Origin of the sequence: Streptomyces sp. NPDC008139, assembly GCF_042957025.1 — a bacterium.
Classification (GTDB): Bacteria; Actinomycetota; Actinomycetes; order Streptomycetales; family Streptomycetaceae; genus Actinacidiphila.
Window position 1 is genome coordinate 16,377 of sequence record NZ_JBIBHM010000022.1, and the last position, 11,796, is coordinate 28,172.

8 protein-coding genes and 2 pseudogenes are annotated in these 11,796 nt (G+C 73.7%); 5 read left to right on the forward strand and 5 right to left on the reverse strand.

Annotated elements, in window-relative coordinates; genetic code table 11:
• Window positions 1-94: 94 nt before the first annotated feature.
• The 4 genes from pgsA to ACFZBB_RS32775 all read left to right on the forward strand — a co-directional run bounded on the left by pgsA (window position 95) and on the right by ACFZBB_RS32775 (window position 2,602).
• The gene (gene pgsA, locus ACFZBB_RS32760) at window positions 95-871 is read left to right on the forward strand and encodes a CDP-diacylglycerol--glycerol-3-phosphate 3-phosphatidyltransferase (protein WP_391130251.1); all 777 of its coding nucleotides are present in this window, start codon (window positions 95-97) and stop codon (window positions 869-871) included.
• A complete protein-coding gene (locus tag ACFZBB_RS32765; RefSeq protein ID WP_391130254.1) occupies window positions 868-1,419 on the forward strand; it encodes a nicotinamide-nucleotide amidohydrolase family protein in 552 nt (183 codons plus the stop codon). The genes pgsA and ACFZBB_RS32765 overlap by 4 nt, the downstream gene beginning before the upstream one ends.
• 94 nt (window positions 1,420-1,513) lie before the next feature.
• Window positions 1,514-1,906 (forward strand): helix-turn-helix transcriptional regulator, encoded by a 393-nt coding sequence (locus ACFZBB_RS32770; protein ID WP_355338132.1) that lies wholly within the window; start codon window positions 1,514-1,516, stop codon window positions 1,904-1,906.
• A gap of 225 nt (window positions 1,907-2,131) precedes the next feature.
• Window positions 2,132-2,602 carry a ferritin-like domain-containing protein gene (locus ACFZBB_RS32775; RefSeq protein WP_391130257.1) on the forward strand — a complete coding sequence of 157 codons (471 nt, stop codon included), beginning with the start codon at window positions 2,132-2,134 and terminating at the stop codon, window positions 2,600-2,602.
• A gap of 683 nt (window positions 2,603-3,285) precedes the next feature.
• On the opposite strand, the gene ACFZBB_RS32780 is transcribed toward ACFZBB_RS32775, so the two are convergent.
• From ACFZBB_RS32780 to ACFZBB_RS32795, 4 genes and pseudogenes are all read right to left on the reverse strand, one after another.
• Entirely contained in the window at window positions 3,286-4,083 is a 798-nt protein-coding gene (locus tag ACFZBB_RS32780; protein ID WP_391130260.1) for a glucose 1-dehydrogenase, read from the reverse strand.
• Window positions 4,084-4,116: 33 nt separating this feature from the next.
• The gene (locus tag ACFZBB_RS32785; RefSeq protein ID WP_391130263.1) at window positions 4,117-4,920 is read right to left on the reverse strand and encodes a DNA-formamidopyrimidine glycosylase family protein; all 804 of its coding nucleotides are present in this window, start codon (window positions 4,918-4,920) and stop codon (window positions 4,117-4,119) included.
• A 99-nt stretch (window positions 4,921-5,019) separates the two neighbouring features.
• Window positions 5,020-5,665, reverse strand: a pseudogene (locus ACFZBB_RS32790) (LuxR C-terminal-related transcriptional regulator).
• Window positions 5,666-5,727: 62 nt separating this feature from the next.
• Window positions 5,728-6,017 (reverse strand): annotated as a pseudogene (locus tag ACFZBB_RS32795) (ATP-binding protein); the annotation flags it as partial.
• Between the two features lie 208 nt (window positions 6,018-6,225).
• Between ACFZBB_RS32795 and ACFZBB_RS32800 the strand changes: the two are divergent.
• Window positions 6,226-6,822 carry an ankyrin repeat domain-containing protein gene (locus tag ACFZBB_RS32800; RefSeq protein WP_391130266.1) on the forward strand — a complete coding sequence of 199 codons (597 nt, stop codon included), beginning with the start codon at window positions 6,226-6,228 and terminating at the stop codon, window positions 6,820-6,822.
• 237 nt (window positions 6,823-7,059) lie between these two features.
• Here the strand turns inward: ACFZBB_RS32800 and ACFZBB_RS32805 are convergent, their stop codons facing one another.
• Window positions 7,060-11,703: an ATP-dependent helicase gene (locus tag ACFZBB_RS32805; protein ID WP_391130269.1), complete on the reverse strand. Its 4,644-nt coding sequence runs from the start codon at window positions 11,701-11,703 to the stop codon at window positions 7,060-7,062.
• Between the last annotated feature and the right edge of the window lie 93 nt (window positions 11,704-11,796).

The following is an 11,796-nucleotide window of genomic DNA, read 5'->3' on the forward strand; positions in this document are numbered from 1 at the left end:
CGGCGGTTCCTGAGATTCCTGAGGATACGACCGGGACCGCGAGTGCCGCGGGGGGCGTGACCGACGCCCCGCGCGGCCTGCAGGAGGTGGGCAGATGACCGGAGCCCCCGCGCCCGCCGCCCCGGCCTCCTCGACCCCCGACCACCTCGGGGACCCGGTGCTGCCCAAGGCCGACCTGTGGAACATCGCGAACATGCTCACGATGGCCCGGCTGGTCCTGGTCCCCGGCTTTGTGCTGCTGCTCGTGCACGGCGACGGGCACGATCCGGCCTGGCGCTCCTTCGCCTGGGCCGCCTTCGCCGTCGCGATGATCACCGACCTCTTCGACGGCGAGCTGGCCCGCCGCTACGGCCTGGTCACCGACTTCGGCAAGATCGCCGACCCCATCGCCGACAAGGCGATCATGGGCGCGGCGCTCGTCGGCCTGTCCGCCCTCGGCGACCTGCCCTGGTGGGTGACCGTCGTCATCCTCTTCCGCGAGCTGGGCATCACCGCCATGCGGTTCTGGGTGATCAGGCACGGCGTGATCCCCGCCAGCCGGGGCGGCAAGCTCAAGACGCTCACGCAGGGCATCGCCGTCGGCATGTACGTCCTGATCCTGACCGGCCCGCTGGCCACCGTACGGGCCTGGATGATGGGCGCCGCGGTCGTTCTGACCGTCGCCACCGGCTTCGACTACGTACGGCAGGCGGTCGTCCTGCGGCGCGCGGGACTGGCGGCGGAGCGCGCCGCGGTCGCGGCGGCCTCCGAGGCGGTCGCGGAAGCGGCCGCCGCTCCGGCCCAAGCCCCGGCGGGTGCGACCGCGGCGGATTCCGTGGTCGGCGTCGAGCTGGAGGCCGAGGCCGGGGCCGAGCGACCGCAGGGCGTATGACCGCCGCTGGGCGGGCGGACGCGGCGGAGGTACTGCGGCTGCTGGACGAGCGCGGCCGGACGCTGGCCGTCGCGGAGTCCCTGACCGGTGGTCTGGTGGCCGCGGAGCTGACCGGGGTGCCCGGCGCCTCCCGGACCTTCCGCGGCTCGGTGACGGCGTACGCGACCGCCCTCAAGCACGAGCTGCTCGGCGTGGACGCGGCCCTGCTGGCCGCGCGCGGCGCCGTGGACGCCCAGGTGGCCCGCGAGATGGCCGAGGGCGTACGGGACCGGCTCGGCGCCGACTGGGGCGCCGCGACGACCGGTGTGGCGGGACCCGACCCGCAGGACGGGCAGCCGGTGGGCACGGTGTTCGTGGCCGTCGCGGGTCCCGGCGGTGCGGAGGGCGCCGCGCTCAGGCTGTCGGGCGACCGTACGGAGATCCGGCGGGCGACCGTGGCCGCCGTGTTCGAACTGCTGACCTCGGAGCTGAGGAAGACCCGCCCCGAGAAGAGTCCGGAGGCGAAGGATAGGGAAGAACACGGGGGGAAGGGATGTTTGCAGCCCTGAGTGAACACGACATCGCTCCCCGCACGGCCGGTGCCCGAGGCGGTACGGTGGGGCGAAGAGGATGCGGATTCGCGGTCCGAGGAGGGAGCCACCGATGATCCTGCTCCGTCGCCTGCTTGGTGACGTGCTGCGTCGGCAGCGCCAGCGCCAGGGCCGCACCCTGCGTGAGGTCTCTTCGTCCGCCCGGGTTTCCCTGGGCTATCTGTCAGAGGTCGAACGGGGGCAGAAGGAAGCGTCATCCGAGCTGCTCTCGGCGATCTGCGACGCCTTGGACGTTCCTATGTCCGAGGTGATGCGGGAGGTCAGTGACGATCTGTCGCTTGCCGAGCTGGCACAGTCGGCGGCGTCCGAGACCACTGCCGCGCCGATGCGGCCCCTGCTGGGTGCGGTCACTTCTGTCACGTCCATGACGTCCACACCGGACGAACGGATCACTATCAAGGCGCCCAAGAAGTCTGCCGAGGCTGTCGACGTGGTCGCCGCCTAGCCTTCTGACCCGCTTGTTCCGACGGCCCCGACCGGCTCGCTCCCGGTCGGGGCCGTTGGCGTGTGCCCGTACGTCCGCCGGGCTTTCGCTGGGCTTCGGGCCGGGCTTTCGTCCGCGCTGTTGTTCGTGCTTTTGCCATGTGTGCGAGCCCGAGGCAGGGTAGGCGGGGAGGGTCAAGGGGGGCGAAACGGACCTCATGGTGTCGATCCGCTAGGAGAGAACCGCATGACTGTCGTCAAGAGCCCGCTGTCGGAGCCGGACCGGAAGACCGTCGGAGACGCGCTGCAAGGCGCCCTGGTGGACCTCGTGGACCTGTCGCTGCTCGCCAAGCAGGTGCACTGGAATGTCGTCGGCCCGCGCTTCCGCTCCGTCCATCTCCAGCTCGACGAGGTCGTCGACACCGCCCGGCTGCACTCCGACACGGTCGCCGAGCGGGCCTCCGCGATCGGCGTGACGCCCGATGGGCGGGCCCGCACGGTCGCCGAGACCAGCGGGATCGACACGGTGACCGACGGCTGGGTCAAGGACACCGAGGTCGTCGAGATCCTGGTCGCCGCGCTGGACGCCGTGATCGTGCGGATGCGCGAGCGGATCGAGACCACCGAGCAGCCCGATCCGGTCAGCCAGGACATCCTGATCGGGATCACCGCCGACATCGAGAAGTTCCACTGGATGTTCCAGGCCGAGAACGTCTGACGCACGGCTGGGGTGGCGCTTTGCGTGCATATGTCGCAGCTGGTCGTGGCCGTGCGGTGACCCTTTCGGGTGAACGTTGCCCGGGACCTGCCGGCGCGCGGCTAGCGATCTTGGCGGCAGGGCATCGCACCTGAGTACGGGACCCGCCGCGGGCGGCCTCCCGCCGCAACCTCGGGGGTCCGAAGGAGGCGGCCATGCGCGCACTGCGAGTTTTCGTGCTCCAGGCCACGGACCGGGTGTGGGGCTGGTCATGGGACGGGTCATGGGGTCGGTCATGGCGCCGGTCAGCGGTGCGGCCGCCGGACCGGGAGACGCCGGACGGTTCTCCGGTCCGCCGTGCGGGATGCGCGGGCCGCGGTGCGGAATCCGGTGTCCGCCGTACGGGATCCGGCCGGGGCGTACGCTCCGCCGCCGTCCTTTTCGCGCTCGTCTGCGGGCTGCTGTGGTGGTGGGCGGTGCTGCGGCTGTGGATACGGCCGGAGGCCGTCGGGCCGTGGGAGGGCGCGATGGCCGCGGGCGGCTGGAGCCTCGGGCTCATACCCCTGCACGCGGTGCCGACGGTGAAGCGGCGGATGCGGGCGGCCGCGGCGGGTGACGCGGACGGGCCCTCGGTTCCGCGGGGGCCGATGGAACGAGTGCGGACCGGACGGCTGTCGCCCGACGCCGGATTCCGGGGATGCGTCCTACCAGGGCATGGCCACCCCGCCGTTGGGGCGGAGGATCTGGCCGGTGACGAAGGCGGAGGCGTCTGAGGCGAGGTAGAGCACGGCCGGGGCCACGTCCTCGGGCCTGCCGACCCGGCCCAGCGGGGACATGCGCGCCAGCGACTCCTCGGCGCGGCCCTGCGCCCTCTCGTCGAACACCCCGTCCGCGCCGGTGCCGTAGTGCGCGGTCATCGGGGTGCGGATGAAGCCAGGGGCCACGGTGTTGGCGCGGATGCCGAGCGGACCCAGTTCGGTGGCGAGGGTCTTGGTGAGCTGGACGACGGCCGCCTTGGACACGCTGTAGCAGAGCAGGCCGCGCGCGCCCGTGTCGATCGCGCTGGACGACATCGTGATGATGCTGCCGCCGCCGCGGTCGGCCATCGCGCGGGCCGCCTCCTGGGCGCAGTGCAGTACCCCGCGGAAATTCACCGCCAGGACGCGGTCCAGGTCGTCGTCGCTGGTGTCGAGGACGCCGCTGCTGTGCATGATTCCGGCGACGGCCGCCAAGATGTCGAGGCCGCCGTGGTCCCGGACGATGCCGGCGACGGTCCGGGCGATGGCCGCCTTGTCGGTGACGTCGAGCGCCCTGGGCTCGGCCCGCCCGCCGGCCGTCTCGATCAGCGCCGCCGTCTCGCGTACCCCAGGCTCGTCCCGGTCCGCGCACACCACGACCGCGCCCGCTGACGCCAGCGACCGCGCGCTGGCCCGGCCGATCCCGCTCGCCGCTCCGGTGACCAGGGCGACCCGCCCGCTGAGGTCGTACGCCGTGACCGTCATGCGTCCGACCGTACGACCGTATCTGACGGTCCGTCAATTGCCGTGCGGGGACGGACCTTTCTGGCAGCTCGGGCACCAGTACGCGCCCCGGCTCTGGTCCGCTCTGCCGTGCCGGTCGGTCCTGACCGTGGTGCCACAGCGCAGACACGGCCGGTTCGCCCGGTCGTAGACCCAGTGCGTACGGCCGCGCCGCGTATCGCCCGTGGTGATGTGGCCGGGACGCTCCTTGTTCGCCTCCAGCAGCCGCTTCGCCAGCGCGACCACCTTCTCCGGCGCCCTGACGTCGCCGAGCGCCGTCCACGGTGTCACCCCGCGCAGAAAACACAGCTCGACCACGTACACATTGCCGAGCCCCGCCATATTGCGCTGGTCGAGCAGCGCCTCGGCGATCTCCCGCTCCGGCTCGGCGACCAGCCGCGCCAGCGCCCGCGCCGGGTCCCAGTCGGGCCCGAGCAGATCGGGGCCCAGGTGGCCGACGGCCTCGGACTCCTCGGCGGTCGGCAGCAGCGCCAGCACCGGCAGCCGGTAGCCGACGGCCGTCCTGTGCTCCGTCTCCAGCACCGCCCTGATCTGGTGGGCGGGACCGCCCCGCCAGCGCTCACCGGGCGCGTACAGGTGCCAGGAGCCCTCCATCCGCAGATGCGAGTGGAGCGTCGCGCCGCCGTCCAGTCGGGTGAGGAGGTGCTTGCCGCGGCTCACGACGTCGAGGACCCGGCGGCCGGTCAGATCGGCCGTGGCCAATTGCGGCACCCGCAGGTCGGCCCGAACGAGGGCGCGCCCCGCCAACGCGTCATGCAGTCGGCGGGCCGTCAGCCAGACCGTGTCTCCCTCGGGCACCCGTCCATGATGACGCGGGGTGGGGGCGCGGGTCACGTCGGGGCGGCGGGGGTTTTGGCGCGCCCCTGGGGGCGGGGTGCTGGGGGTTCGGGTGCCGGATCAGCCGAGCAGGCGGCGTTCGGTCGCCGTGGCCACCGCGTCCGCGCGGGTGTCGACGCCGAGTTTGTCGTAGATCCGGCCGAGGTGGGTCTTGACGGTGGCCTCGCTGATGAAGAGGGCGCGGGCGATGTCGCGGTTGCCGAGGCCATGGGCGAGCTGGGCGAGGATGTCGCGTTCACGGCGCTCAACTGCGGTCCCGGCGCGCGCATATGGGCCATCACGCGCCCGCCGCGACAGGCGGCGACAGCGCGGTGCGGCCCGGCGAGGCGGCGCGGATCGCGGAGAACAGCTCCTCCGGGCGCTCGGCCTTCAGCAGGTAGCCGGTCGCGCCCGCCTCGATGGCGCGGGTGATGTCGGCGTCGGTGTCGTACGTGGTGAGGACGAGGACGTACAGGCCGCCGGGCGCCGTGCCTGTTCCGGGCGTCGCGGCTGCTCCGGGCGTCTCCGGCCGAACTGATTCGGCCGGTGCGTGGGCCGCAGCGGCGGCGATCCGGCGGGTGGCCTCGACGCCGTCGATGCCCGGACCGAGCTGGAGGTCCATGAGGACCACGTCCGGCCGCGTCTTCGCCGCCATCGCGACGGCCTCCTCGCCGCTGCCCGCCTGGCCCATCACCTCGATGCCGTCCGCGCCGGCCAGCAGCGCCATCAGTTCGGCACGCACCACGGCATGGTCGTCGCAGACCACGAGACGGACGGGACGGATCTCTGTCACGGCGCGGCCTCCAGGGCTTCGAGGGGGACGGCGACGGACAGCACGGCGCCCTCGCCGGGGGCGGACTCGATGCTCAGGGTGCCGCCGAGCTGGCCCACCCGCGCGCGGATCGCGGGCCGCGTACCCCGGTGGCGGCGACGGCGGCCGGATCGAAGCCGCGCCCGTCGTCGGAGACGTCGAGCGGCACCTGGCCGTCGAGGTACGTCAGCGTGAGCGTGGCGTGGGCGGCCCCGGCGTGCTCCGCGGTGTTGGCGAGCGCGCCCTGCGCGATCCGCAGCAGCGCCGAGCAGTTCGCCCGGGCGGGAGCGGTATCGCTCGGCCATTGAAGGCCGACGGGCGGGGGGACAATCACCCCGGCGTCCGACAGACATGAGACGTGCGGGAAGCCCGAAGCACCGGAGAAGCCGGAGAAGCGGGAAAACCCGGAGAAGCGGGAAAACCCGGAGAAGCGGGAAAACCCGGAGAAGCTTTCCGGAGATGGAGGAGACACCGGCATGGCCGACCTGAACACCAGGCTGCTGGACGCCGCCCACTGCGGCGACGCGGAGCAGGTGACCGCCCTGCTCGACGGGGGCGCGGACATCGAGACCCGCGACGACCAACGGTGCACCCCGCTGCTGCTCGCCGCGCTCGCCGACCACCCCGAGGCCGCCCGCAGGCTGGTCGCCGCCGGGGCCGATCCCAACGCGCGGGACTACCGCCAGGACACCCCCTGGCTGGTCACCGGCGTGACCGGCAGCGTCGAGATGATGCGCGCCCTGCTGCCCGCGCACCCCGACCTGACCCTCACCAACCGCTACGGCGGCGTCTCCGTCATCCCCGCCTCCGAACGCGGCCACGTCGCCTACGTCCGCGCCGTCCTCGCCGAGACCGACATCGACGTCGACCACGTCAACCGGCTCGGCTGGACCGCCCTCCTCGAAGCCGTCATCCTCGGCGACGGCGGCCCCGACCACCAGGAAATCGTCCGACTCCTCCTCGCCGCCCACGCTTCCCCCTCCCTCCCCGACGCCGACGGCGTCACCCCTCTCCAGCACGCCGAACGCCGTGGCTTCGTCGCCATCGCCCAACAACTCCGCGCCGCGACCTGACGCAGGCCCCCCGCCCCAGGCCCCTCGCCGGTCCCCGCCCCGCCGGGGCGGTCGACCGGCTGTGGCGAGCCCGCGACCGGTCGCCCAAGGCGGGGCGAGACGCGCCCGGCGGCGGGCGCGTCCGGGCGGCCCGCAGATCGGGGCGGCTCCCCCGCGGGGCCAGGTCGAGGCCCCGGCCCGCCACGACTTCCCCTCGCAGTTGCCCGCTGCTTCCGCTGCCCTGAGCCCGACCGGGCTCTATCCGCCGTCCCGCAGGCGCAGGCCGCGCGGAGTGGCGTGGAAGCCCGCGGCTTCCAGGGCACGGCCGAGGGGCGAGGTGAGGGCCGACTCACCGTTGGTCCGCTCCACCGTGAGGCGACCCAGCGCGCCCTCGCGGACGGCCAGCGCCAGCGCGTCCGCGGCGGCCTGGAGACGTATCTCGTCGTCGGGCCACGCCAGCAGCGTCTTGCCGCCGCGCTCGACGTAGAGGGCGGGCTCTCCGTCGATGAGGACGACCAGCGCGCCGGCTTTGCGGCCCGGTTTGTGGGTGACGCCTGCGGGCTGCTCGGGCCAGGGGAGAGCCGCGCCGTAGGCGTTCGCGGGGTCGGCGGCGGCGAGCACCACCGTACGGGCGCGGGAGGCATGCTCCTCCTCGCGGTCGCGCGCCGTGCTCAGGGCGCGCAGCCGGTCGACGGCGCCGTCCATGGCGAATTGGGCCGCCCCCAGTCCCTCCACCACATAGCCGCGCCGGGCCTGCCCGGTCTCCTCGAAGGCCGCGAGCACCCGGTAGGCCGCAGAGAAGCCGCCCGCGACGCCCTCGGCGGCCACCGCGCCCCGGGTGACCACGCCGTGCCGGTCGAGCAGCGTGTGGGTGAGGGCGTGCGCCCGCAGCGTCGGGTCGGGCTCGGCGGACGGTACGAGGGACCAGCGGCCCGCGGTGGTCGGCGGACCGGAGCGGGACGCCGTCGCACGCGGGGCGCGGGTCGCCAGCGAGCTGTACCGGCCGCGCGGCACGGACCGTGGTGCCCGGTGCGCGGTGGAACCCGCGGTGCGGCCCGAGCCGAGGAGCGCCCTGAGCGGCGACAGGGTGTCGTTGGTGAGCCGTCCCGACCAGGCCAGGTCCCAGACGGCGTCGGCCAGTTGGGGATCGGTGGTGTCCTGGCCCGCGGCCCGGACCTGCTCAGCGATCTGCCGGAAGAAGAGACCGTAGCCGCCGGACAGCGCGGCCAGCACCGCCTCGTGCAGCGGGGACAGCTCCAACGGCTGCGGGGCGGGCAGCAGCAGGGGGGCGCTGTCGGCGAGGTAGAGCGACACCCAGCCGTCCTTGCCCGGCAGGGCGCCCGCCCCCGCCCACAGGATCTCGCCGGAAGCCGTCAACTCGTCCAGCATCGCCGGGTTGTAGCCCGTCACCCGGGACGGCAGGACCAGCTTCTCCAGCGCCGATGCGGGTACGGACGCGCCCTGCAACTGCTCCACGGCCCGCACCAGCCCGTCCGGACCGCGCAGACTGTGCGTGCCCACGTGCTGCCACTGCGGGAGGAAGACGCCGAGCGTGGCGGGCGGCACGGGCTCCAACTCCTGCCGCAGCGCGGCCAGCGAGCGGCGTCGCAACCGCCGCAGCACCGTCGCGTCGCACCACTCCTGGCCCGCGCCGCCCGGCCGGAATTCGCCCTGCACCGTACGGCCCGCCGCCGTCAGCCGCTGCAGCGTCCCGTCCGCCACCGCAGCGCCCAGGCCGAATCTCCCGGCCGCCTCCTTTGTCGTGAACGGCCCGTGCGTGCGCGCGTACCGGGCGAGCAGATCCCCCAGCGGGTCTTTCACCGGCTCGGTGAACGCCACCGGCACGCCCACCGGCAGCGCTGTACCGAGCGCGTCCCGCAACCGCCCCGCGTCCTCGACCGCCGCCCAGTGCTCCGCCCCGGCGATCCGCACCCGGATCGCCCGCCTTGCCGTCTCCAGCTCCTCCGCCCACCCCGGCTCCGCGCCCCGCGCGGCCAACTCCGCACCGGTCAGCGGTCCGAGCACCCGCAGCAGATCCGCGACCCCCTCGGCGCTCTTCACCCGCCGGTCCTCGGTCAGCCACTGCAATTCGGTGTCCAACTCGGCCAGGACATCGGCGTCCAGCAACTCGCGCAGCTCCGCCTGACCCAGCAGCTCCGCCAGCAGCCGCGAGTCCAGCGACAACGCCGCGGCCCGCCGCTCCGCCAGCGGCGAGTCGCCCTCGTAGAGAAACTGCGCCACATAACCGAACAGCAGCGAGCGGGCGAAGGGCGACGGCTCGGGCGTGGTCACCTCGACCAGCCGCACCCTGCGGGCCTCGATGTCGCCCATCAGCTCCACCAGGCCCGGCACGTCGAAGACGTCCTGAAGGCATTCGCGGACCGCCTCGAGGACGATCGGGAAGGAGCCGAACTCCGAGGCGACTTGGAGCAGTTGCGAGGCTCGCTGGCGCTGCTGCCACAGCGGGGTGCGCTTTCCGGGGTCGCGGCGCGGCAACAGCAGGGCGCGGGCGGCGCACTCGCGGAACCGGGAGGCGAACAGGGCCGAGCCGCCCACCTGATCGGTGACGAGCTGTTCGACCTCGCCCTTGTCGAAGGCGACATCCGCCGCGCCCACCGGCGACTGCTCGGGGTCGAACTCCGCGCCGCGCAGCACCGGATCGGAGTCCAGCAGGTCCAGGCCCATCAAGTCCGCGTCCGGCAGCCGCAGCACGATCCCGTCGTCGGCGTGCATCGCCTGGGCGTCCAGGCCGTAGCGCTCCTGGAGCCGCGCGCCGAGCGCCAGCGCCCACGGCGCGTGCACCTGCGCGCCGAAGGGGGAGTGGATGACGACCCGCCAGTCGCCCAACTCGTCGCGGAACCGCTCGACCACGATCGTCCGGTCGTCCGGCACATGACCGCACGCCTGCCGCTGCTCGGCCAGATACGACAGCACATTGTCCGTCGCCCAGGTGTCGAGACCGGCCGCCGTCAGCCGCTCCCTGGCCCGCTCCGGTGCCAGCGCGCCCACCTCGCGCAGGAACGCGCCCAGTGCACGGCCGAGTTCGAGCGGGCGGCCGAGTTGGTCGCCCTTCCAGAACGGCAGCCGTCCCGGCACTCCCGGCGCGGGCGAGACCAGGACCCGGTCGCGAGTGATGTCCTCGATGCGCCACGAGGTGGTGCCCAGGGTGAAGACGTCCCCGACCCGGGACTCGTACACCATCTCCTCGTCCAGCTCCCCGACCCGGCCGCCGCCCTTCTTCGGGTCGGAGCCCGCCAGGAACACCCCGAACAGCCCGCGGTCGGGGATCGTGCCGCCGGAGGTGACGGCGAGCCGCTGGGTGCCGGGGCGTCCGGTCACCGTGTTCGCCACCCGGTCCCACACCAGGCGCGGGCGCAGTTCGGCGAAGGCGTCCGAGGGGTAGCGCCCGGCCAGCATGTCGAGGACCGCGATGTAGGCGGAGTGGGGCAGCGCCGAGAACGGCGCCGCACGCCGCACCAGGGCCAGCAGGTCGTCCACGTCCCAGGTGTCGAGCGCGGTCATCGCCACGATCTGCTGGGCCAGCACGTCCAGCGGATTCGCGGGCACCCGCAGCGACTCGATCGCGCCCTGCCGCATCCGCTCGGTCACCACGGCGGACTGCACCAGGTCGCCGCGGTACTTGGGGAAGACCACCCCGGTGGAGACCGCTCCCACCTGGTGCCCCGCGCGCCCGACGCGTTGCAGACCGGAGGCGACCGAGGGCGGCGACTCCACCTGCACCACCAGATCGACCGCGCCCATGTCGATCCCCAGCTCAAGGCTGGACGTCGCGACGACCGCCGGCAGCCGCCCCGCCTTCAGATCCTCTTCCACCAGGGCCCGCTGCTCCTTGGACACCGAGCCGTGGTGTGCCCTGGCCAGCACCGGCGGCGTGCCCTTGGCCGCGCCGGACTGGGCCATGATCTCGGCGGGGGAGTGCGCCTCGGGCAGCGCCTCGCCCTCGGCCCGCTCGTAGGCGATCTCATTGAGCCGGTTGCACAGCCGCTCCGCCAGACGGCGCGAATTGGCGAAGACGATCGTGGAGCGGTGCGCCTGCACCAGGTCGGCGATCCGCTCCTCCACATGCGGCCAGATCGAGGCCCGCTCGGCGGGACCCGCGGCCGGCCCGGTGTGCTCGGCCACCGGGGAGCCGCCCAGCTCGCCCAGATCCTCCACCGGCACGACCACCGACAGGTCGAACCGCTTCTGCGACGGCGGCTGGACGATCGTCACCTTGCGGCGCGGTGACAGATAGCGGGCGATCTCGTCCACCGGCCGGACGGTCGCCGACAGCCCGATCCGGCGGGCGGGCCGTTCAAGGAACTCGTCCAGCCGCTCCAGGGAGAGCGCCAGATGCGCCCCGCGTTTGGTGCCCGCGACCGCGTGCACCTCGTCCAGGATCACCGTCTCGACCCCGCTCAGCGCCTCCCGCGCGGCGGAGGTGAGCATCAGGAACAGCGATTCGGGGGTGGTGATCAAAATGTCCGGCGGCCTGGTCACCAGCGCCCGCCGTTCCGCCGGAGGCGTGTCGCCCGAGCGGATGCTGACTCGGACCTCGGGCTCCGGCAGCCCCAGCCGTACCGACTCCTGCCGCAGCCCGGCGAGCGGGCTGCGCAGATTGCGCTCGACGTCCACCGCGAGCGCCTTCAGCGGCGACACGTACAGCACCCGGCACCGGCGGCGGGCCTCGGCGGGCGGCGGGGTGCTGGCCAGCCGGTCCAGGGCGGCGAGGAAGGCCGCCAGCGTCTTGCCGGAACCGGTCGGCGCGACAACCAGCACGTCGGAGCCCTCGGCGATGGCCGACCACGCCCCGGCCTGGGCGTCGGTGGGCTCGCTGAACGCCCCCGTGAACCACGCGCGGGTGGCCGGGGAGAACGCGTCGAGACTGCTGCGACTGGACATGGCATCCATCCTGCCTCGCCGCACCGACACCGCGCGGCGGCCGACCCCTCAGCCTGTGGATAACTCGCTGGACGCCCCGGCCCGCCACCGGTC